We start from the raw sequence: 21,109 nt of genomic DNA, 5'->3' as shown, positions 1-21,109 counted from the left end.
GCGACGGGATGCGGGACAATGGACGCCATGCCCTCCGCTCTGCCCGACGGCGAAGCCGTGCCTGCCGACGGTTCCCTCCCGTCCCACGCCCTGCAGCACAGCGCCGACCGCCCCCTCGGCTTCTACCTGCACGTCCCCTACTGCGCCAGCAGGTGCGGGTACTGCGATTTCAACACCTACACGGCGTCCGAGCTCCGCATCGGCTCCGGTGCCGATGCCGTGCTGGCCTCCCGTGACAGCTACGCCGACAACCTGGTCGCCGAGGTGCGGCTGGCGCGCACCGTGCTCGGCGAGGACCCCCGGCCGGTCGAGACCGTCTTCGTCGGCGGCGGGACCCCGACGCTGCTGCCCGCCGCCGATCTCGTGAAGGCGGTTGCCGCGATCAGGGACGAGTTCGGGCTCGCCGACGGGGCTGAGGTGACCACCGAGGCCAACCCGGACTCGGTGGACCCCGCCTACCTGGCGGAACTGCGCGCCGGAGGCTTCACCCGCGTCTCGTTCGGGATGCAGTCGGCCCGACCCCATGTCCTGCAGGTCCTCGACCGGACCCACACCCCCGGCCGCCCGGAGGCCTGCGTCGCGGAGGCCCACGCCGCGGGGTTCGACCACGTCAACCTGGACCTCATCTACGGCACGCCGGGGGAGAGCGACGACGACTGGCGCGCGACGTTGGACGCGGCCCTCGGCGCCGGGCCGGACCACATCTCCGCGTATGCCCTGATCGTGGAGGACGGCACGGGGCTGGCGCGACGCATCCGGCGCGGCGAGATCGAGCCGACCGACGACGACCAGCACGCCGACCGCTACCTGCTGGCCGAGGACGCGCTGTCCGCCGCGGGCTTCTCCTGGTACGAGGTGTCGAACTGGGCCACGTCCGACGCGGCCCGCTGTCGCCACAACGACCTGTACTGGCGGGGCGCCGACTGGTGGGGTGCGGGCCCCGGGGCGCACAGCCACGTGGGCGGGGTGCGGTGGTGGAACGGCAAGCATCCCGCCGCGTACGCCCGCTCCCTGGGGGAGGGCAGGTCACCGGGGGTGGGACGTGAGGTGCTCTCCGCGGAGGACCGCCGGGTCGAGCGGATCATGCTCGAACTGCGGCTCGCGGGCGGCTGTCCGCTCGACCTGCTGAAGCCCGCCGGCGCGGCTGTCGCCCGGCGGGCGGTGGGGGAGGGGCTGTTGGCGGAGGCCGACCACCGGCGGGGCCGGGCGGTGCTGACGTTGCGGGGCCGTCTCCTCGCCGACGCCCTGGTACGGGACATGGTCGACTGACGCTTCGGCGTGCCGCGGATCTCCGCCTCCCCGCCGGTGCGCCGCCCGCCCCCGGCGGGTCGCCGGGGCGTCTGCCGTGCCGCGCGGCGGCGAGGGCCAGCTGCCGCTCGGGTTCGAGGGGCCCCGCTGCGCTGCCGGTGCCGGGCCGTCCCGCGTCCTGCTGCCGCGGGGCCGGTCAGGGCGCGGTCACGTGGTCGATGAGTTCTTCGACCCGCCCCAGCAGGGCCGGCTCCAGGTCCTTGTACGAGTGGACCGATCCGAGGATCCGCTGCCAGGCGGCGCCGGTGTTGTCGGGCCAGCCGAGTGTCCGGCACACTCCGCGTTTCCAGTCCTGGCCGCGGGGGACGCGGGGCCAGGCGTCGATGCCGACCGAGGCGGGTTTCACCGCCTCCCAGATGTCGATGTAGGGGTGTCCGACCACCAGGGTGTGGACATCGGTGACCTGCGCGGCGATGCGCGACTCCTTCGACCCCGGCACCAGGTGGTCGACGAGCACGCCCAGTCGGGCGTCCGGCCCGGGCCCGAACGCCTCGACGATGGCCGGCAGGTCGTCCACGCCCTCCAGGTACTCGACGACGACGCCCTCGATGCGGAGGTCGTCGCCCCAGACCCGTTCGACGAGTTCGGCGTCGTGGCGCCCTTCGACGTAGATGCGGCCTGCCCGTGCGACGCGGGCACGTGCTCCGGGGACGGCGACCGAACCGGAGGCGGTGCGCGCCGGCCCCGTGGCGCTCGGCCGGGTCGCGGGCCGCACGAGTGTCACCGGGGTGCCGTCGAGCAGGAACCCGCGCGGTTCCATTGGGAACGCCCGGTGCTTGCCGAAGCGGTCCTCCAGCGTGACGGTTGGGCCCTGCGCGGTCTTCTCGCACCGCACCACCGCGCCGCAGAAACCGGTGACGACCTCCTCGACGACGAGGTCGGGGTCGGCCGGCACCTCGGGCGCCGGCGGCCTCTTCCGCTTCCACGGCGGTGTCAGGTCGGGGCCGTACTGTCTGCTGCGCACCGGCCAGAGCTTACTGGCCGCCGACCGCACGAGGGGCTTTCCGCCGAGCCCGCATCACCGCGTGTCGGCGCCGAAGCGCCGTGCCAGGGAGTCGCGTTGGGTGCGGACGAAGGCGGCGTCCACGATGGCGCCGTGCCCCGGCACGTAGCGTGCCGAGGGGCCGCCGAGCGCGAGGAGCCCGTCGAGCGCGGCGGGCCAGCGGGCGGGATGGGCGTCGGGGCCCGCCTGGGGGTCGCCGGACTCCTCGACGAGGTCGCCGCAGAAGACGAGGCCGGCATCGGGTACGTGGACGACGAGGTCGGAACCGGTGTGTCCCGGGCCGGCCGCTGCCAGGACGACGCTGCGTCCGCCGAGGTCGACGGTGAGCGCTCCGTCGACCTCGACGTCGACCCCGGCGGACGCGAGGGCGGCGGCGTCGCGCCGGGCCCGTTCGCCGCCGGCGCCGTGGGCGGTCGCGTCGGCGACGAGGGCGGCGAGCCCCGCCGGAGTGAGGAGGCCGCGGGCGCCGGTCGCCGCGTACCGGGTCGCGGCCGGGACGGCGGAAGCTCCCAGGACGTGGTCGAAGTGGAGGTGGGTGAGGGCGAGGTGCCGGACGGGCCGCGCGAATCGCGCCGCCACCTCCCGCAGCAGCGCGGCGGCGGTCGCCGTGTCCGGGCCGGCGTCGACCATCAGGGCCGCCTCGGTCCCGACGACGACGCCGACCGTCTCGTCCCACCCCGGCAGCCGCGTGCGTACCACTCCCGGTGCCGGCTCTTCCCAGCTGCGCTCCATGCGGGGACAGTAGCCTCAGGGCGTGACGGCGCGGCACCGCGGGGCGCAGCGCGGCCATGCCGGCGGCGGGGAGGGCGGCCGCGGCCCGGGAACGTCCCAGAACTCCGGGCAGCCCTTTACCCGATGGCGCCGCCCGGCCGTACACTGATCCAGAGACCTGGCACTCGTGCCCCGCGAGTGCCAGGATATCGAGCGGAGACGCCGGACGGGAGGTGCGCGGCATGCTGAGTGAACGCAGGCTTGAGGTGCTGCGGGCGATCGTCCAGGACTACGTGGGGACCGAGGAGCCGGTGGGTTCCAAGGCGCTCACACAACGGCACGACCTGCGGGTCTCGCCCGCCACGGTGCGCAACGACATGGCGGTACTGGAGGACGAGGGCTACATCGCGCAGCCCCACACCAGCGCCGGCCGGGTGCCCACCGACAAGGGCTACCGGCTCTTCGTCGACAAACTGGCCGACGTCAAGCCGCTCTCCGTGCCGGAGCGCCGCGCGATCCAGAACTTCCTGGACGGCGCGGTCGACCTGGACGACGTCGTCGGTAGGACGGTACGGCTGCTGGCGCAGCTGACGCGGCAGGTCGCCGTCGTCCAGTACCCGTCGCTGTCCCGCTCGACGGTTCGCCACGTCGAACTGCTCTCCCTGGCGCCCGCACGGGTGATGCTGGTGCTGATCACCGACACCGGTCGCGTGGAGCAGCGGGTGGTGGATTGTCCCGCGCCGTTCGGTGACACCTCGCTCGCGGAGCTGCGGGCACGGTTGAACGCCCGGGTGGCGGGGCAGCGCTTCACCGAGGTTCCGCGTCTGGTGCTGGACCTCCCGGAGTCGTTCGACACCGACGACCGTGGCCTGGTCCAGACGGTGTTGTCCACACTGCTGGAGACACTGGTGGAGGAGACGGAGGAGCGACTGATGATCGGCGGTACCGCCAACCTGACGCGCTTCGGCCACGACTTCCCGCTGACGATCCGGCCGGTGCTGGAGGCGCTGGAGGAGCAGGTGGTCATGCTCCGGCTCATGGGTGAGGCCAACGACCCCGAGATGACGGTGAGCATCGGCCGGGAGAACGCCCACGAGGGGCTGACCTCCACGTCGATCGTGACCGTCGGCTACGGTTCTGGGGACGAGGCCGTGGCGAAGCTCGGCGTGGTCGGACCGACCAGGATGGATTACCCCGGAACGATGGGAGCCGTGCGCGCGGTGGCACGGTACGTCGGACAGATTCTCGCGGAGAAATAAGTGGCGACTGACTACTACGCGGTCCTTGGCGTGCAGCGGGACGCCTCACAGGACGAGATCAAGAAGGCGTTCCGCCGGCTGGCGCGTGAGCTGCACCCGGACGTGAACCCCGACCCGAAGACGCAGGAGCGCTTCAAGGAGATCAACACCGCGTACGAGGTGCTCTCCGACCCGCAGAAGAAGCAGATGTACGACCTCGGCGGCGACCCCATGGGGGGCGCGGCCGGGCAGGCCGGGTTCGGCGGCAACTTCGGGAACTTCTCCGACATCATGGACGCGTTCTTCGGGACCGCCGCGCAGCGCGGCCCGAAGTCGCGGACCCGTCGTGGTCAGGACGCCATGATCCGCCTGGAGATCGACCTCAAGGAGGCGACCTTCGGGACCACGAAGGAGATCCAGGTCGACACGGCCACCATCTGCAAGACCTGCGACGGCGAAGGTGCCGCTCCGGGGACCTCGGCACAGACGTGCGACATGTGCCGCGGGCGCGGCGAGGTGTCGCAGGTCACGCGGTCGTTCCTCGGCCAGGTCATGACCTCGCGGCCCTGCCCGCAGTGCCAGGGGTTCGGCACCGTGGTGCCGACGCCCTGCCCGGAGTGCGCGGGCGACGGTCGGGTGCGTTCCCGGCGGACGCTGACGGTGAAGATCCCCGCAGGTGTGGACAACGGCACCCGGATTCAGCTCGCCGGTGAGGGCGAGGTCGGCCCCGGTGGCGGCCCGCCCGGCGATCTCTTCGTGGAGATCCGCGAGAAGCAGCACGACATGTTCCAGCGGCGCGGCGACGACCTGCACTGCACGGTGACGGTTCCGATGACCGCGGCTGCGCTCGGCACGCAGGTACCGCTGGAGACGCTGGACGGCATGCAGGAGGTCGACATCCGTCCCGGCACGCAGTCCGGGCAGTCGATCCCGCTGCACGGCCACGGCGTGACGCATCTGCGGGGCAACGGGCGCGGCGACCTCATCGTGCACGTCGAGGTGCAGACCCCGCAGAAGCTCGACGCGGAGCAGGAGGAACTGCTGCGGAAGCTCGCCGAGCTGCGGGACGAGGAGCGCCCCTCCGGACAGTTCCAGCCCGGCCAGCAGGGCCTCTTCAGCAGGCTGAAGGACGCGTTCAACGGTCGCTGACGGGCTGCGCCGGGGCCGGCACACGGTGACGGCCCCGGCGCGGCTGCGCCGCCCCCCTGCCGGCCACCGCGCGCGGCGACCCCGGTGCCGGTCGTACGGACGCGGTCCCCGCGGCGACCCGCCTGTGTCCGCCGGTTCGCGCGGCCCGGCACGTCCGGTCCATCCCACCCACCCACGGAGTTCCTTCCGCTCATGACGGCCCCGGTGTTCCTCCATCCCAACGCCGCCGAGGCGGCCGCCGGAGCCCGCCTGACGCTCGACGGCCCGGAGGGGCGTCATGCGGTGTCGGTGAAGCGGTTGCGCCCCGGTGAGGCGCTGACCCTCACGGACGGGGCGGGCGCGGGGGCGTCGGCGACGGTCGTCGAGACCGTGGGCAAGGACCGGTTGCTGGCCGAGGTGGTGGAACCGTTGAGGGAGCCGCTGCCCGAGCCGTGGCTCACCGTGGTCCAGGCGCTGCCCAAGGGTGACCGGGGCGAGGTCGCGGTCGAGACCATGACGGAGACCGGGGTCGACGCCGTCGTCCCGTGGGCCGCGGCCCGCTGCGTGACCCGCTGGCGGGAGGAGCGCGGCGCGAAGGCGTTGGCGAAGTGGCGTTCCACCGCACGGGAGGCCGGGAAGCAGGCGCGACGGCTGCGGTTCCCGGAGATCACCGATCCGGTGACGACACGGCAGCTGGCCGCCCTGGTGGCAGCGGCCGATCTCGCTGTGGTGCTGCACGAGGAGGGCGACCTGCCGCTCGCCACCACCGAACTGCCCGGCACCGGGCGGATCCTGGTCGTCGTCGGCCCCGAAGGGGGTGTCGCGCCGGAGGAGCTGGCAGAGCTGGCCGCTGCGGGTGCCGTGCCGAGGCGGTTGGGCCGCAGCGTGCTGCGTACCTCCACCGCGGGGACCGCGGCCGCGGCGGTGCTGCTGGCCCGCACGGGGCGCTGGGGCTGAGCCACTGCTGAGCCCGCTGCTGCGCCTGCGCTTACCTGCGGTTTGTCTGTGGCCGTCGCGTGCGTCGGGTGCGCGAACGGTACGCGGCTGGCGGGAGGTGTCCACCTCGGGGCGCGGGGGTGTCGGCCGGCTGTCGGGAGTGCTGTTCTCCGTGGCCGGCCGTCTGCTGCACCGAGGGCACGGTTCGTCGGCCCCGCCGCTCTTCCGCTGCTCCGTGCGCTGCCGTGCCGGTGGAGTCCGCCACGTCGCTTCTCGCGCGTGATGCCCGGCGCCCGGTCGGGCACCGGGCATCACCGGCCGATGTGGGGGTGTGCGTCGTGCCGGGACGCGGTGTCGCGGCACGGCCCGTCACTCCCGGGAGGTCTCCTCGGCGGACTCGCGCTGCATGTCGGGCCGGCGGTGCACGTTGATCATGGCGGCGATCATGCCGCCCCAGAGCAGGGTCATCGAGACGACCATCATGACGATGGCGCTGGTGGACATCAGCGGCTTCCTTCCGTGGTGCCGTCGTCGTCGGCACCGGGCTCGCGTCCCGGGCCCGGTGCGGGGGGCGCCCCGGTCGTGCCGGGTTCGACGGGCCGGGCGCCCGTCCCGGGGGGAGTGGCGCCGGTGGCGCCCGCTGCCCCGCCCGCGGCGGTGGCGGGCACCGGCTCGTTCTCCGGGGCATGCGGGTCGTCCCGCCGCCAGGGAAGCAGCGACATCACGACGCCGACGAGCAGCGCACCGGCGGCGACTCCCCATCCGGCCCACAGCAGGAACGAGGTGGGGAAGTCGCCGTAGTTCTCCTGGAACTCGCCGATGAGGCTGTCCACCATCATCCAGCCGAGCACAGCCGGGGTGATGACGCCGAGGCACAGCCGCCACCAGACGCCGAGCCGCACGCTGGAGCTGCTGTCCGCCTCGGCCTGCTGCTGCGGCAGCTTCCGCAGGTACCAGGAGACGATGATCAGCACGGCCAGCGCGGCCAGGGTGACGCCGTAGCTGTTGATGAAGTGGTCGGCCGCGTCGAGGAGGTAGAGGCCGCCGTCGGTGGCGAACAGGCCGGTGGAGGTGACGGCGAGCGCGCCGCCGATGATCAGCACCGCGCGGGTGCGGCTGATGCCGGTGTGCTCCTGCACCGCGGAGACGATGACCTGCACGATGCTGATGAGCGAGGTCAGGCCTGCTGCCACCAGGGAGGCGAAGAACAGCACGCCGAAGAAGGCGCCGGCCGGCATCTGGGAGACGATCTGCGGGAACGCCACGAAGGCGAGCCCGATGCCCTCGCTGACCACCTCGTCCACGGGAACGCCGGACTGTGCCGCCATGAAGCCGAGGACGGCGAAGACCCCGATCCCGGCGAGCAGCTCGAACGAGCAGTTGGAGAAGCTGACGGCGAGCGCCGATCCGGAGAGGTCGACCTTCCGCTTCAGGTAGGAGGCGTAGGTGATCATGACGCCGAAGCCGACGGAGAGGGAGAAGAAGATCTGACCGTAGGCGGCGATCCACACGCTGCTGTCGGTGAGCGCGCTCCAGTCGGGCCGGAAGAAGGCGTCGAGCCCGTCGAGTGCGCCCTCCAGGGTCAGGGCCCGGGCCACCAGGACGAGGAAGAAGACGATGAGCAGTGGGATGAAGATGCGGTTGCACCACTCGATCCCGCGCCGCACCCCGAGCCAGAGGACGACGAGCGTCACCAGCCAGACAGCCAGCAGCGTCCATGCGACGCCGGGGACGAACGAGGTGATGGCGCCGGGCTCGTCACCGACCCGCAGGAAGTCGTTGAAGAAGTACCCGTCCGGGTCGTCTCCCCAGCTGAGGTTGACGGAGAAGCCGACGTAGCGGACCGCCCAGGCCAGGATGACCGCGTAGTAGGCGGCGATGACGAAGCAGATGGCCACCTGCCACCAACCCAATGCCTCGGCCGGGCGCCACATGCGGCGGAACGACCCGGGCGCCGAGGCGCGGTACCGGCGGCCGATCGTGTACTCCAGGATCAGCAGCGGGATGCCCGCAGTCAGCAGCGCGATGAGGTACGGCAGCAGGAACGCGCCGCCGCCCGCCTCGTAGGCGACGGCCGGGAAACGCCAGATGTTCCCCAGGCCGACGGCCGACCCGATCGCGGCGAACAGGAAGCCCGCGCGGGTGCTCCACTGCTCCCGGGGCTGTGTGGACATGACACCAGACCCTTCATGGTTCTTCCGATGAGCAGACGCGCGGCGACGCCCTCGCCGCGCGACCCGCGCACGCTAACAGCGCACCGGCGCGAATCCTCCGTCCTTCCGCATGATGAACCGAACGTCCAGTCGGATCACCGGAAGCCCCTTGGTTCCGGCGTGTCGCGCTCATAGGGTCGGTGGGATGAACTCACCTTCCTACCTTCGCCACCCCCACCTGCGGGGCGACGTGATCACTTTTGTCGCCGAGGACGACGTCTGGGCCGCTCCTCTCGACGGCGGCCGCGCGTGGCGGATCAGCGCGGACCGGGTGCCGGCCGCCAATCCCCGGATCTCGCCCGACGGAGCCCGGGTGGCGTGGACGTCCACCCGGGACGGTGAGCCCGAGGTTCACGTGGCCTCGGTGGACGGCGGGCCCTCCCGCCGCCTCACGTACTGGGGCAACCCGGCCACACGGGTCGTCGACTGGCTGCCTGGCGCGGACGGCGCCCCCGACGAGATCCTCGCGCTCACCGCGCACGGCCGCCCCTCCGTCCTGCGGCCGTGGGCGCACGCCGTCCCCATCGACGGCTCCCCGGCCCGGCTGCTGCCCTACGGCCAGACCGGCGGGGTCGCGCCCGGGCCCGATGGCTCGACCCTGCTCGTCTCGGCGGGTCAGAGCCGCGGCAGGGACGCCGCCCGCTGGAAGCGGTACCGCGGCGGTACCGCAGGCAAGCTGTGGATCGACGCGGACGGTGACGGTGAGTTCAGCCGCGTCCACGCCGACCTCGACGGCAACCTGGAATGCCCGATGCGGGTCGGCGACCGCATCGCCTTCCTCTCCGACCATGAGGGCACCGGCGCCGTCTACTCCTCCCTCCCGGACGGCTCCGACCTGCGGCGTCACACGCCGCTCGACGGCGGCTACGCACGGCAGGCCGCTACCGACGGCCGCCGCGTGGTCTACGCACGCAGGGGCGAACTGTGGATTCTTGCGGACCTCGCCGGCGCGGCACCGGCCCGGCCCGACTTCCGCTTCGCGGGCCCGCGGACCGACCGGCAGCCGCGGCCGGTCAGCGCCGCGCAGAACCTCGGGGGGTTCGCCCCCGACCACACCGGTCGCGCGACGGCCGTGGAGACGCGCGGCACGGTCCACTGGGTCACCCACCGCGACGGCCCCGTCCGGGCCCTCGCCGCCGAACCGGGGGTCCGCGCACGACTGCCCCAGGCCTTCCGCGCCGACGACACCGACCAGGTGCTGTGGGTCACCGACGCCGAGGGCGACGACGCGCTCGCGCTGGCGCCGGCCGCGCCCGACCCCGACGACGCGGGGCCGCGCCTTCTGGCGTCCGGCGGCCTCGGCCGGGTGCTCGAACTCCGCGTCTCGCCCGACGGGGCCACGGCCGCCGTGGCCTCGCACGACGGCCGCCTGCTGCTGGTGGACCTCGCGGAGGGCGAGATCACCGAGCTCGACCGCTCCGACAACGGCGACGTCGACGGCCTCGCCTTCTCACCGGACTCGCGCTGGCTCGCCTGGTCGCACCCCGCTGTGCAGCCGCTCCGGCAGCTCAAGCTGGCCGACCTCACGCAGCGAACCGTTCACGAGGCGACCCCCGCCCGCTTCAAGGACTTCTCACCCGCCTTCACCCGCGACGGCAAGCACCTGGCCTTCCTCTCCGAGCGCACCTTCGACCCGGTCTACGACGCGCACGTCTTCGACCTCGGGTTCTCCGCCGGTGGCCGACCCCACCTGCTCACGCTGGCCGCCGACGCGCTGTCGCCCTTCGGCCCCCAGCGCCACGGCCGCCCCAACGGGGCCGACGACGACGGCGCGGAGCAGGCCGCGACCACGTCGGACACCCCGCAGGACGGGGACGCGCCCGCTGCGGAGCACGCGGACGCCGCCGAGGGCCCCGACGCCCCGAAGCCGCGGAACGCCCCGCCCGCCACCCGTGTCGATCTGGAGGGGCTCGCCGACCGGGTCGTGCCGTTCCCGGTGGACGCGGCCACCTGCTCGCAGCTCCGCGCCTCCGCCACCGGGGTGCTGTGGTTGGAGCACCCCGTCTCCGGTGTCCTCGGCACCGGCGCCGAGGACACCCCGGAGACCAGACTGCGGCGCTACGACCTCTCGCGGCGCCGGGCCGGCACCCTCACGGAGCGCGCGGAGGACTACGAGGTGACCGGCGACGGCCGCCAGGTGGTGCTGCGGGCGGGCGGCAAGCTGCGGGCGGTGCCCGCCGACGCCGACGCGGACAAGCTCGACGGCGACGACGACCGCAACCAGCGGATCGACCTCGGCCGCGTCCGTGTCACCGTCGACCCCGCCGCGGAGTGGCGGCAGATGTTCGACGAATGCGGCCGTCTGATGCGCGACAACTTCTGGCGCGAGGACATGGGCGGGGTCGACTGGGACGCGGTCCTCGCCGAGTACCGCCCCCTGGTGGAGGCCGTCGGCACCCACGACGACCTCACCGACCTGCTGTGGGAGGTCGTCGGCGAGCTGTACACCTCCCACGCCTACATCATTCCGGCGGGCCGCCACACCCCGGCGTCGCGGCGCCAGGGACTGCTCGGCGCCGACATCTCCCGCCACGACGACGGCGCGTGGCGCGTCGACCGGGTCCTGCCGTCGGAGAGCTCGGACCCGCACGCCCGGTCCCCGCTGACGGCCCCCGGGGTCGCGGTCCGCGCGGGGGACGCGCTCGTGGCGGTGGACGGCCGCCCCGTGGATCCGGTGGCCGGTGTGGCCCCGCTGCTCGCGGGGACCGCCGACCAGGCCGTCGAGCTGACGGTGGAGCCCGCCGACGGCGGGCCGCGCCGACAGGTCGTCGTGGTGCCGGTGCGGAGCGAGGAGGCACTGCGCTACCAGGACCTGGTGCGGTCCCGCCGCGAGGAGGTGCACCGCAGGTCCGGCGGCCGCCTGGGCTACCTGCACGTCCCCGACATGACCGGCGCGGGCTGGGCCCAGCTCCACCGCGACCTCCGGACAGAGATCAACCGCGACGGCCTCGTCGTGGACGTCCGCGAGAACCGCGGAGGCCACACCTCCCAGCTGATCATCGAGAAGCTGTCCCGCCGCGTCATCGGATGGGACGTCATCCGCGGTGCCCGGCCGGTCACCTTCCCCGCCGAGGCCCCGCGGGGGCCGATGGTCGCGCTCTGCGACGAGTTCTCGGGCTCCGACGGGGACATCGTCACCTCGTCGTTCAAGCAGTTGGGGCTGGGCCCCGTCATCGGGACCCGCACCTGGGGTGGCGTCGTCGGCATCGACGGACGCTACTCACTCGTCGACGGCACCCACACCACTCAGCCCAAGTACGCGATCTGGCTGGACGGCCCCGGTTGGGAGGTGGAGAACTACGGTGTCGACCCCGACGTCGAGGTTCCCGTCTCCCCGCAGGACTGGGTCGCGGGCCGGGACCCGCAGCTCGATGAGGCCCTGAGCACCGTGCTCGACCAGCTGGAGCGCGTCGGCACCATGACGCCGCCCGCGCCGCCCCGGATCGGGTGAGCACCGCGTCGAGGGTGGTGCGGGCGACGCACCACCCCGACGCGGCCCCGGTCCCCAGTGCCTACGGCAGTTCACCGGGCGCCGGAGTGCGGAGGGGCGTGGCGGGCGGGCGGCGCGCGGACCGGGGGAGTCGAGGCGATGCGCGCCGTCACTGCGCAACCCGCGTCGCCCGGCGCGCTGTTCCCGCTCGTCCCGCGCGCCGGTCGGGGGCGGCGCGCGGGGCCAGAGCGAGCGGGGGTGTGCGGGTACGATCCGTCCATGGCTGGAGAACCCCAGGCGGACTGCCTGTTCTGCAAGATCGTCGCCGGTGACGTGCCCGCGACGGTGGTGCACGAGACGGAGACGACCCTCGCCTTTCGCGACATCAACCCGCAGGCGCCCACGCACGTGCTGGTCATTCCCCGGGCTCACTATGCCGACGCCGCGGCCCTGACCGACGCCGAGCCCACGGTGGCGGCCGACGTCGTGCGCGCTGCCGGCCGCGTCGCCGAGCAGGAGGGCGCGGTGGAGAGCGGCTACCGCATCGTTTTCAACACCGGTGCGGGCGCCGGGCAGACGGTCTTCCATGCGCACGCCCACGTGCTCGCCGGGCGCGGCTTGAACTGGCCCCCCGGCTGAGGCGGCGGCACCGTGTCAGCGCGTGAGCTCGTTGTCCTCGGCACGGCCAGCCAGGTCCCGACCCGTCATCGCAACCACAACGGCTACTTCCTGCGGTGGGACCGAGAGGGTCTGCTCTTCGACCCGGGTGAGGGAACGCAGCGTCAGATGCTGCTTGCGGGTGTCAGCGCACACGACCTGACCCGGTTGTGCGTCACCCACTTCCACGGCGACCACTCGCTGGGCCTGGCCGGAGTCATCCAACGGATCAACCTCGATCGAGTGCCGCATCCGGTGACAGCGCACTACCCGGCCTCGGGTCAGCGCTTCTACGACCGGCTCCGCCGGTCCACCGCGTACCGCAGCACGGTGCGGATCGCCGAGCGGCCCGTCGACATCGCTCCCGCCGTGGACCCGCCGGGAGCGGAGGCCGGGGGGCCCACCGGAGAAGCCACCGTGGCAGACGGTGAGCTGCCCGGGGGGCCGCGGCCGGTGGCCGGGCAGCCGGGCGCGGCGGAGCAGCCGAGCCCCGGGAGCCGCGCGCGTCCCGCATGGTCGGTGGCGGGGGACGGCTTCGTCCTCAGCGCCGCCCGGTTGTCGCATCCGGTCGACGCCGTCGGTTACCGGATCGACGAGCCGGCCGGTGTACGTATGCTTCCGGAACGGCTCGCGGCTGCCGGGATCAGCGGCCCCGACGTCGGACGGTTGCAACGCGAGGGCACGCTGCGGGGCGTCGACCTGCGGGACGTGAGCGAGCGGCGTCCCGGACAGAGCTTCGCCTTCGTGATGGACACCCGCCTCTGCGAGGGAGTCCACGCTCTGGCCGACGGGTGCGACATGGTCGTCATCGAATCGACCTTCCTCGACGAGGACGCCACCCTCGCCCGGGAGCACGGCCACCTGACCGCGGGCCAAGCGGGCAGGGTCGCCGCGTCGGCCGGCGTACGGCACCTCGTTCTGACCCACTTCAGCCAGCGCTATCCCGACGCCACCCAGTTCGGCAGGCAGGCCCGTGACGCGGGATTCACGGGCCGGCTCACCATCGCACGCGACCTGGACCGGGTCGCGCTGCCTCCTCGCCGGTGACGACACTACCAGCACTTGACCACAGAGGGTAGCCATGATTACTCTCTGTGTTGCGATGTGGTGGGTGTGGCAGTGAGACGTGCGGCAGTGGGTGTGTGCGGTGGGGCGGTGGTGCGAAGTGAGAGGGACGGCGGGCCGGCGAGGCACCCTAGGGTGCCTCGCCAACGACGCGGACCGCCAACGGGCGGGAAGCGGGAGCTTCCGGGGCGACGCTGTGCCCGGGTGGTCGGACCGGGACCGCATAGTGACCGGTTCGGGACGCGCCGGGCACGGCTCCGGGGAGAGGGGCACCGTCGGCTGAGCCGGCTGCCGGGGCAGCACGGCTCAGCCGAGCGGAACGGGTGAGGCGCCGCTCCTCCGGTCGCCGCCGGGTCAGAATCCGAGTCGGCGCAGCTGCTTGGGGTCGCGCTGCCAGTCCTTGGCGATCTTGACATGCAGGTCCAGGAAGACCGGGGTGCCGAGCAGCGCCTCGATGTGTCGGCGGGATGTGGTGCCGACCTCCTTGAGCCTGCGGCCCTTCGGGCCGATGACGATGCCCTTCTGACTGGACCGCTCGATGAACAGGTTCGCGTGGATGTCCAGCAGGGGGCGGTCCGCCGGGCGCCCCTCTCTCGGGAGCATCTCCTCGACCACCACGGCGATGGAGTGCGGCAACTCGTCCCGGACCCCTTCGAGGGCGGCCTCGCGGATCAGCTCGGCGACCATGACCTGCTCGGGCTCGTCCGTCAGATCGCCCTCCGGGTAGAGGAGGGGGCCTTCGGGCAGCAGCGGGACCAGGAGGTCGGCCAGCAGCGACAGCTGCTTGTCGCCCACGGCCGAGACGGGAACGATCTGAGCCCACTCGATCCCGAGCTCCTGGCCGAGGCGGTCCACGGCGATCAACTGTTCGGCCAGCGTCTGCGGGTCCACCAGGTCGGTCTTGGTGACGATGGCGACCTTGGGGGTGCGCTTGATGGAGGCGAGTTCCTTGGCGATGAACTTGTCGCCCGGGCCGAGCTTCTGGTCCGCCGGCAGGCAGAACCCGATCACGTCGACCTCTGCCCAGGTGGTGCGGACGACGTCGTTCAGCCGCTCACCGAGCAGCGTGCGCGGCTTGTGGAGACCGGGGGTGTCCACCAGGATCAGCTGTGCGTCCGGGCGGTGGACGATGCCTCGCACGGTGTGCCGGGTGGTCTGCGGACGGTTGGAGGTGATCGCGACCTTCGTCCCCACCAGCGCGTTGGTCAGGGTCGACTTACCCGCGTTGGGGCGGCCGACGAAGCAGGCGAACCCCGAGCGGTGCGGGGTCTCGGGGGCGGCGGGGGAGGGAGCACTCATGTGCGCCATTGTCCCCGATCCACAACCGAGGTCCGACGGCGGCGGGGCGGGCGGGCAGCGGGAGGAGCGTGATGCCAGGGCGGTCGGCGGTCGGCGGTCGGCGGTCGGCGGCCGGGGCCGCTCGGTGCGCAGGCGAACGATTCGGTTCGGTGCACGGCGCAGCGCGTACCGAACCGGAGGCCGGGGCCCGCCGGCAGCCGGCAGGTACGCCCTTCGCTGCGCTCATCCGGTCACCCGGCGCGCCGGCCGGGGGCACCCGCGGTCGCGTGGGGCCGCGGCCTCGATGAGGGCGACCACGGGGCCGTCGCGGAGCGTGCAGCGTCCACCTCGGCCGACCCTGCCGCGCGGCAGCCGTGGGGCCGGTGTGAGGGCCGGTGTCCACCCCGGCGGCCGGCCATCACCGGGCCCAGGGACAGCCTCAGCCCGACGGTGGCACGCTGCCGGCCGGGTTCGTTGCCTCGCCCTTCCTGCGTGGTCGGCGCCGTTCCGGTAGTGGCGTGGGAAGCGCAGGCGAGAGCGGGGGTGCGGCGGGTGCCGCCCCAGGCCGGGTGGGGCGGCCAGAAGTGGCTCAGCCGGCGGGGCGAGTGGTGCGCAGCTCGCCGTCCGCCCCTGCGAGCAGGACGGGGGTGCTCGGTCCACCGAGGTCCTTCACCGCGGCGAGGTCCTCCGCCGGGAGCTCCGGGGCCTCCGAGACGACGGCCGCGGCCTCCAGCGAGGTCGCCCCGCTGGCCACGGCCATCGCCACGGCGGTCCGCAGGGCACTCAGCCGGAGCGAGTCCAGGTTCACGGTGCCCGCGACGTAGGTGCGGCCCATGTCGTCGCGGACCGCCGCCCCCTCGGCAACGCGATTCCGTGCGCGGGTGCTCCGCGCCAGGGTGATGATCTTGCGGTCCTCGGAGTCCACGGCGTCGCTCATGCGCAGAGCTTACGACGTCCGTTCTCCCCGGCGATCGGGGCTGCGGGGCGGGCCGTCCGGCGGCGCGGGGCTGCTTCGGGCCGGCCCCGGGGTACCTCGCGGGCGGGACGTGCTCCGTGGTGGCGGGGCGCTGCAGCCCCTGTCGCACTCCGGGCCCCCTGGCGGGGCCCTGTACCGGGGCACGCCAGGACCGTGGTGGGCGGAGGTCGGGAGTGTGCTGCGCGGTGTCGGGCGTCGGTGCAAGGTGAGCGAGGGATGGCCGTGGCCGAGGGGGTAGGGGCCTGCGGTGTCGTGGAGCTGGGGGGCTCGGGGCGGGCGCGCCGCGCCCGTGGGCCGTCGGGCCCGGGACGGTAACGGGGTGGACCGAGTTCGGTCGAGAGAGTCGGCACCCCCACGGGGATGCCGACCACAGGGGGCCCGGGCGGCCCAGGTCCGTCCCGCGAGCGGTCAGAGGTCGGTGCCGTCGAGATCCTCGGGCGGCTCGGGAGTGCGCCCCTCCTGTACCGCGTGCAGCTTCTCGACGGCCCGTTCCAGCATCGGCTGGAGGTCGCCGGTGCCGGCGTCGTCCCTGCCGACCTGCGCCACCAGCACGGTGTGCTCACCGACCCGGACCATGGCGGCCTCCGCGACCACTTCCGGTGCCTCGGCGCTCTCCGGCTCCCGCTGGAAGCGGACGGCGGCGACCTCGTCGGCGGCCGAGTCGTTGAGGGAGGGCTCCTCCGCCCCGCCGCCGTTGTAGGTCACGTTGATCTCGGTCGGTCCGTGGCCCTCGCCTTCGACGATGGCGAACGAGTTGCACGCCTCGGCCGTGCGCCGGTAGTCCTCCAGCGCGGCCTCCGCCGCACCCTCCCCGCCGTGTGCTGCTGCCGTGGTCCGAACGAAGGGGCCCGAGAAGGATCGGGCGAACGCGGTGGAGGCAGCTGTGTCCGTGCCACCGTCGAACAGAGCCTTGCAGTTGGCCTCCTGCGGCGCCGGCACGCCGATGCCTCGCTGGGCCTCCGCCTGCGCGCTGTCGCGGGCCCAGTCCTCGGGAAAGTCCATGTGGTCCAGCAGTGCAGTTCGCAGCTGCTCCTCGTCCAGCGACTCCGCTGAGGCGCTGGCGCCGGCGCCCGGCAGCAGCAGTGCCGCCCCGGCCGCGCCCATCACTACTCGCAGTTGCCATCGCATCCCCCTATCGGACCATTGCTCACCCCGGCCCGCCACTTGGAACGCCACCGCTTCCGCGGGAGGCCGTGTCGACGTGAGCGGTGTGGGGCGCGGGCCTGCCGTGGGGGCCGGATGCCGTACGGACCTGCGGAAACGGCCCGGAGGGGCGATCCGGGTTCTCTGCTCCGACCCCGGAACCAGAACCGGGGACAGCGGGCGGCGGCGTCCCGTGCCTGCCGAGCGTGGGGGAGAGGCGCGCAGCGACAAGGCGGGCCCGGCACCGGTCGGTGTCGCGCGGAGCTCCTCGGGAGCAGGCAGCTCGCCCGTGCGCCGCTGCCGCGGTGCAGGGGCAAGGACACCACCGGGCAGCGACCGGTGACGGCGGTGTCCTGACCCGGCGCTGCCCTGACCCGGCGGTGTCCTGACCCGGCGGTGTCCTGACCCGGCGGTGTCCTGACCCGGCGCTGCCCTGACCGGGCGTGGCCCTGACGGCGGCGCCCTGACCGGGGCCCGACGGGGGCGGGGGACACGAAAGGCACCGGGCCCCTGACGCCGGTGTCGGCGGTCAGGGGCCCGGTGCCCGGGGCCCGAGCGGGGGCCGGATCAGTCGGTGGCGGAGTGGTCCGCCGCACGCGGGGTGTGCTCGCGCGGGCGGTCCTGGCCGTGCTCCGACGCCGGGTCCCCGGTGTCGGCCGGCGGCCGGAGCAGCGGCTCCACCAGAATGGTGATGATCTTGTTCCGCCGGCCCGCCTGGGACTCGGCCGTCAACCGCAGCGCCCGCAGCCCCTGGTCGGCGGGGCCCTCCGCGAGCGGTGCCTCGACGGTGGCGCCGGGGATCGGCACCCGGCCGAGCTCCTTGGCGAGCAGGCCGCCGACGGTCTCGACGTCCTCGTCGTGCAGGGTGATGTCGAAGAGCTCGCCGAGGTCGCCCAGGTCCAGGCGGGCGGTGACCCGGTAGCGGCCCTCGCCCAGTTCCTCGACGGGCGGCAGCTCCCGGTCGTACTCGTCGGTGATCTCGCCGACGATCTCCTCCAGGATGTCCTCGATGGTGATGAGGCCCGCGGTGCCGCCGTACTCGTCGATGACGACGGCGACGTGGGAGTGGTCCCGCTGCATCTCCCGCAGCAGGTCACCGGCGTTCTTCGTGTCCGGCACGAAGGTCGCGGGACGCATGGCCGCCTCCACCAGCTCCGACTCGGCGGTGCGGCTGGTGTGGACACGGCCGGCGAGGTCCTTGAGGTAGACGATGCCGACGATGTCGTCGTCGCTCTCCCCCGTGACCGGGATGCGGGAGAAGCCGGAGCGCAGCGCCAGCGTCAGCGACTGCCGGATGGTCTTCTCGCGGCTGATCGACACCAGGTCGGTGCGGGGCACCATGACCTCGCGGACCATGGTGTCGCCCAGCTCGAAGACCGAGTGGACCATGCGGCGCTCGTCGTCCTCGATGAGCTGGTGCCGTTCGGCCAGGTCGACCATGGCGCGCAGCTCCGCCTCCGAGGCGAACGGGCCCTTGCGGAACCCCTTGCCCGGGGTGAGGGCGTTCCCCAGCAGGATCAGCAGCTGGGTCAGCGGGCCGAGGACCCGTGCCAGCGGCACCAGGACGTAGGCGGCGGCGGTGGTCGTGTTGACCGGGTGCTGTCGGCCGATGGTGCGGGGGGAGACACCGACGGCGACGAAGGAGACGAGCAGCATCACGGCGAAGGCGACGGCCAGCGCCTGCCAGGTGCTGTCGAAGTACGCCAGGCAGGTGTAGGCGACGAGGACCGCCGCGGCGCTCTCGGCCGCGACGCGCAGCAGCAGCGCCAGGTTGAGGTAGCGGACCGGGTCGGCGGCGACCGTGGTCAGCAGGGCGGCGCCGCGGCGGCCGTTCAGGACGGCTTCCTCGGCGCGGTAGGCGGTGATGCGGGCGAGCCCGGCCTCGGCGCAGGACGCCAGCCAGGCCAGTAGGACCAGTCCGACGACGGCGAGCAGAAGAGAGGTGGTCATCGCAGCGGCACTCGCACACTCGGGTGGGGATGTCGTCGCGTCATGGTGGGTTGGTCAACTCCGGTCGGTCTCGGGGCATGCCGAAGGGACGACCCGTCGGGGACGGGCCGCCTGGGGCGGGTGCGCCGGCTGGTGGTCAAGGCGTGGCCGCGCCGCTGGGCGGGGCCACGCCTCGGTAGGACGCTCATGTCACGGTCGGCGCCGGGGAGGGGCCGGTGAGGCCCCGCTCCGTGCGCCAGCCGTCCACGATGGCCTGCTGGAGGCCGAACATCTCCGCCTTCTCGGCGGGCTCCTCGTGGTCGTACCCGAGGAGGTGAAGGACCCCGTGGACGGTGAGCAGTTGCAGCTCCTCGTCCATGGAGTGGTCGGTGGGCGCGTCCGCGCCCTGCTGCCGGGCGACCTCCGGGCAGAGCACGATGTCGCCGAGGAGGCCCTGGGGCGGCTCCTCGTCCTCACGGCCGGGCCGCAGCTCGTCCATGGGGAAGGACATCACGTCGGTGGGTCCGGGCAGGTCCATCCACTGGAGGTGGAGCTGCTCCATGGCGTCGGCGTCGATCGCGACGACGGCCAGTTCCGACAGGGGGTGGATGCGCATCCGGGTGAGCGCGTAGCGGGCGATGTCGAGCACCGCCCGCTCGTCGATGTCGATCCCGGACTCGTTGTTGACCTCGATGGCCATGGTGGGGGTGCTCAGCTACTTTCCGTGCCCAGTGCCGCGGTCGGTGCCGTGGCGTCCGCCGCGTCCGCCGCGCCTGTCGTCGGTCGCCGCCTCGCGGTCGTCGTACCGCTCGTAGGCGTCCACGATCCTGCCGACGAGCTTGTGGCGGACCACGTCGCTGCTGTCGAGCCGGGAGAAGTGGACGTCCTGGACGTCGGCGAGGATGTCCTGCACCTGTCGCAGGCCGCTCCTGGTACCGCCGGGCAGGTCGACCTGGGTGACGTCACCGGTGATGACGATCTTGGACTCGAACCCGAGGCGGGTGAGGAACATCTTCATCTGCTCGGGGTTGGTGTTCTGGGCCTCGTCGAGAATGATGAAGGCGTCGTTGAGGGTCCGGCCGCGCATGTAGGCGAGCGGGGCGACCTCGATCGTGCCGGCCGCCATCAGGCGGGGGATCGAGTCCGGGTCGAGCATGTCGTGGAGCGCGTCGTACAGCGGCCGCAGGTACGGGTCGATCTTCTCGTAGAGGGTCCCCGGCAGGAAGCCCAGCCGCTCGCCGGCCTCGACGGCCGGGCGGGTGAGGATGATGCGGTTGACCTGCTTCGCCTGCAGCGCCTGCACGGCCTTGGCCATGGCCAGGTAGGTCTTGCCGGTGCCGGCGGGGCCGATACCGAAGACCACGGTGTGCCTGTCGATGGCGTCGACGTAGCGCTTCTGGTTGAGCGTCTTGGGGCGGATGGTGCGGCCGCGGCTGGAGAGGATGTTCTGGGTGAGCACCTCGGCCGGGGATTCGCTGCCGCCGTCCTCGCCGCTGCGGAGCATCGCGATGGATCGCTCCACGGCGTCCTCCGTCATGGGCTGGCCGGTGCGCAGGACCAGCATCATCTCGTCGAAGAGCTGCTGGACGAGCGCCACCTCGTCGGCGTCGCCGGTGGCGCGGACCTCGTTGCCGCGTACGTGGATGTCGGTGCGCGGGAAGGCCGCCTCGATGACGCGCAGCAGGGCGTCGCCCGAGCCGAGAACGGTGACCATCGGGTGCTTCGCCGGCACCTGGAAACGAGCGGTGGCCTTGCCGTCGGTCCCCGCGTTCTGGTGTGTGGATGTTTGCGTCATGGGCGGCCTCGGACGGCCCTCGTCATCCCTCTCCGCTGTCGTGTCCGGTACTGGACTCCAGACTACGACGCCCCGGCGCCGGTTCCATCGGAATATAGCGCCGGATTCCGTGGGACGGGCGGGGAGCGGCGGGTGAGCCCGCTCACCCGCCGCTCCGCCGGGGACAGGGGAGGCGGGCGGCGGACGCTGCGGTGGGAACGGTCGCGGCGCGGGCCGGGGGCCGGTCAGCCGCGGGAGCGGAACCCGAGGGTGGGGGCGGCCCGGCGGCGGGCCGGCGCCGTGGAGGACGTGCTGACGGC

General features: G+C 73.2%; 17 protein-coding genes. 7 read left to right on the top strand and 10 right to left on the bottom strand.

What is annotated here, in order from left to right:
* Window positions 1-27: 27 nt before the first annotated feature.
* On the top strand, window positions 28-1,269 hold the full coding sequence (gene hemW, locus HCN56_RS04285; protein WP_167968118.1) for a radical SAM family heme chaperone HemW: 1,242 nt from the start codon (window positions 28-30) through the stop codon (window positions 1,267-1,269).
* A 175-nt stretch (window positions 1,270-1,444) separates the two neighbouring features.
* On the opposite strand, the gene HCN56_RS04280 is transcribed toward hemW, so the two are convergent.
* Together HCN56_RS04280 and HCN56_RS04275 are read right to left on the bottom strand one after the other, a co-directional pair.
* Complete coding sequence (locus HCN56_RS04280; protein WP_167968117.1) at window positions 1,445-2,272, bottom strand: DUF3097 domain-containing protein; 828 nt, start codon at window positions 2,270-2,272, stop codon at window positions 1,445-1,447.
* 54 nt (window positions 2,273-2,326) lie between these two features.
* Window positions 2,327-3,043: an MBL fold metallo-hydrolase gene (locus HCN56_RS04275; RefSeq protein ID WP_167968116.1), complete on the bottom strand. Its 717-nt coding sequence runs from the start codon at window positions 3,041-3,043 to the stop codon at window positions 2,327-2,329.
* A gap of 221 nt (window positions 3,044-3,264) precedes the next feature.
* Between HCN56_RS04275 and hrcA the strand changes: the two genes are divergently transcribed.
* The 3 genes from hrcA (at window position 3,265) to HCN56_RS04260 (ending at window position 6,345) form a co-directional block, all read left to right on the top strand.
* Entirely contained in the window at window positions 3,265-4,281 is a 1,017-nt protein-coding gene (gene hrcA / locus HCN56_RS04270; protein WP_167968115.1) for a heat-inducible transcriptional repressor HrcA, read from the top strand.
* Window positions 4,282-5,409 carry a molecular chaperone DnaJ gene (dnaJ, locus tag HCN56_RS04265; RefSeq protein ID WP_167968114.1) on the top strand — a complete coding sequence of 376 codons (1,128 nt, stop codon included), beginning with the start codon at window positions 4,282-4,284 and terminating at the stop codon, window positions 5,407-5,409. It begins immediately after the preceding gene.
* A 192-nt stretch (window positions 5,410-5,601) separates the two neighbouring features.
* Window positions 5,602-6,345 (top strand): 16S rRNA (uracil(1498)-N(3))-methyltransferase, encoded by a 744-nt coding sequence (locus HCN56_RS04260; protein ID WP_167968113.1) that lies wholly within the window; start codon window positions 5,602-5,604, stop codon window positions 6,343-6,345.
* Between the two features lie 348 nt (window positions 6,346-6,693).
* Here HCN56_RS04260 and HCN56_RS04255 read toward each other — a convergent pair whose 3' ends face one another.
* The gene (locus HCN56_RS04255; protein WP_167968112.1) at window positions 6,694-6,828 is read right to left on the bottom strand and encodes a methionine/alanine import family NSS transporter small subunit; all 135 of its coding nucleotides are present in this window, start codon (window positions 6,826-6,828) and stop codon (window positions 6,694-6,696) included.
* A complete protein-coding gene (locus HCN56_RS04250) occupies window positions 6,828-8,498 on the bottom strand; it encodes a sodium-dependent transporter (RefSeq protein WP_167968111.1) in 1,671 nt (556 codons plus the stop codon). The genes HCN56_RS04255 and HCN56_RS04250 overlap by 1 nt, the downstream gene beginning before the upstream one ends.
* A 184-nt stretch (window positions 8,499-8,682) precedes the next feature.
* Here HCN56_RS04250 and HCN56_RS04245 point away from each other — a divergent pair, with 184 nt between their 5' ends.
* The 3 genes from HCN56_RS04245 to HCN56_RS26145 all read left to right on the top strand — a co-directional run bounded on the left by HCN56_RS04245 (window position 8,683) and on the right by HCN56_RS26145 (window position 13,671).
* On the top strand, window positions 8,683-11,988 hold the full coding sequence (locus tag HCN56_RS04245) for a S41 family peptidase (RefSeq protein ID WP_167968110.1): 3,306 nt from the start codon (window positions 8,683-8,685) through the stop codon (window positions 11,986-11,988).
* Window positions 11,989-12,246: 258 nt separating this feature from the next.
* Window positions 12,247-12,606 (top strand): histidine triad nucleotide-binding protein, encoded by a 360-nt coding sequence (locus HCN56_RS04240; RefSeq protein WP_167968109.1) that lies wholly within the window; start codon window positions 12,247-12,249, stop codon window positions 12,604-12,606.
* Between the two features lie 12 nt (window positions 12,607-12,618).
* On the top strand, window positions 12,619-13,671 hold the full coding sequence (locus HCN56_RS26145; RefSeq protein ID WP_312871041.1) for a ribonuclease Z: 1,053 nt from the start codon (window positions 12,619-12,621) through the stop codon (window positions 13,669-13,671).
* Between the two features lie 372 nt (window positions 13,672-14,043).
* On the opposite strand, the gene era is transcribed toward HCN56_RS26145, so the two are convergent.
* The 6 genes from era to HCN56_RS04200 all read right to left on the bottom strand — a co-directional run bounded on the left by era (window position 14,044) and on the right by HCN56_RS04200 (window position 20,810).
* Entirely contained in the window at window positions 14,044-14,997 is a 954-nt protein-coding gene (gene era / locus HCN56_RS04225; protein ID WP_376770842.1) for a GTPase Era, read from the bottom strand.
* A gap of 559 nt (window positions 14,998-15,556) precedes the next feature.
* Window positions 15,557-15,904: a cytidine deaminase-like protein gene (locus tag HCN56_RS04220; protein WP_209312339.1), complete on the bottom strand. Its 348-nt coding sequence runs from the start codon at window positions 15,902-15,904 to the stop codon at window positions 15,557-15,559.
* Window positions 15,905-16,351: 447 nt separating this feature from the next.
* A complete protein-coding gene (locus tag HCN56_RS04215; protein WP_167968107.1) occupies window positions 16,352-17,071 on the bottom strand; it encodes a hypothetical protein in 720 nt (239 codons plus the stop codon).
* Window positions 17,072-17,653: 582 nt separating this feature from the next.
* On the bottom strand, window positions 17,654-19,036 hold the full coding sequence (locus HCN56_RS04210) for a hemolysin family protein (protein WP_167968106.1): 1,383 nt from the start codon (window positions 19,034-19,036) through the stop codon (window positions 17,654-17,656).
* Between the two features lie 184 nt (window positions 19,037-19,220).
* Window positions 19,221-19,715 (bottom strand): rRNA maturation RNase YbeY, encoded by a 495-nt coding sequence (ybeY, locus tag HCN56_RS04205; protein WP_167968105.1) that lies wholly within the window; start codon window positions 19,713-19,715, stop codon window positions 19,221-19,223.
* A 15-nt stretch (window positions 19,716-19,730) separates the two neighbouring features.
* Complete coding sequence (locus HCN56_RS04200; RefSeq protein WP_167968104.1) at window positions 19,731-20,810, bottom strand: PhoH family protein; 1,080 nt, start codon at window positions 20,808-20,810, stop codon at window positions 19,731-19,733.
* Window positions 20,811-21,109: the final 299 nt, after the last annotated feature.

It is taken from the genome of Streptomyces lonarensis (assembly GCF_012033735.1).
In the GTDB taxonomy this organism is placed as follows: domain Bacteria; phylum Actinomycetota; class Actinomycetes; order Streptomycetales; family Streptomycetaceae; genus Streptomyces; species Streptomyces lonarensis.
The sequence above is the reverse complement of the archived record's forward strand: the minus strand, read 5'-3'. Positions and strand labels throughout refer to the sequence as shown.

Excerpts from the sequence above, each read along its gene's own strand:
- hrcA (WP_167968115.1), top strand. The coding sequence starts at position 3,265 with ATGCTGAGTGAACGCAGGCTTGAGGTGCTGCGGGCGATCGTCCAGGAC.
- HCN56_RS04260 (WP_167968113.1), top strand. The coding sequence starts at position 5,602 with ATGACGGCCCCGGTGTTCCTCCATCCCAACGCCGCCGAGGCGGCCGCC.
- HCN56_RS04245 (WP_167968110.1), top strand. The coding sequence starts at position 8,683 with ATGAACTCACCTTCCTACCTTCGCCACCCCCACCTGCGGGGCGACGTG.
- era (WP_376770842.1), bottom strand. The coding sequence starts at position 14,997 with ATGGCGCACATGAGTGCTCCCTCCCCCGCCGCCCCCGAGACCCCGCAC.
- HCN56_RS04240 (WP_167968109.1), top strand. The coding sequence starts at position 12,247 with ATGGCTGGAGAACCCCAGGCGGACTGCCTGTTCTGCAAGATCGTCGCC.
- HCN56_RS04275 (WP_167968116.1), bottom strand. The coding sequence starts at position 3,043 with ATGGAGCGCAGCTGGGAAGAGCCGGCACCGGGAGTGGTACGCACGCGG.
- hemW (WP_167968118.1), top strand. The coding sequence starts at position 28 with ATGCCCTCCGCTCTGCCCGACGGCGAAGCCGTGCCTGCCGACGGTTCC.
- HCN56_RS04255 (WP_167968112.1), bottom strand. The coding sequence starts at position 6,828 with ATGTCCACCAGCGCCATCGTCATGATGGTCGTCTCGATGACCCTGCTC.
- HCN56_RS04220 (WP_209312339.1), bottom strand. The coding sequence starts at position 15,904 with ATGAGCGACGCCGTGGACTCCGAGGACCGCAAGATCATCACCCTGGCG.
- ybeY (WP_167968105.1), bottom strand. The coding sequence starts at position 19,715 with ATGGCCATCGAGGTCAACAACGAGTCCGGGATCGACATCGACGAGCGG.
- HCN56_RS04215 (WP_167968107.1), bottom strand. The coding sequence starts at position 17,071 with ATGCGATGGCAACTGCGAGTAGTGATGGGCGCGGCCGGGGCGGCACTG.
- HCN56_RS04210 (WP_167968106.1), bottom strand. The coding sequence starts at position 19,036 with ATGACCACCTCTCTTCTGCTCGCCGTCGTCGGACTGGTCCTACTGGCC.
- HCN56_RS04200 (WP_167968104.1), bottom strand. The coding sequence starts at position 20,810 with ATGACGCAAACATCCACACACCAGAACGCGGGGACCGACGGCAAGGCC.
- HCN56_RS04250 (WP_167968111.1), bottom strand. The coding sequence starts at position 8,498 with ATGTCCACACAGCCCCGGGAGCAGTGGAGCACCCGCGCGGGCTTCCTG.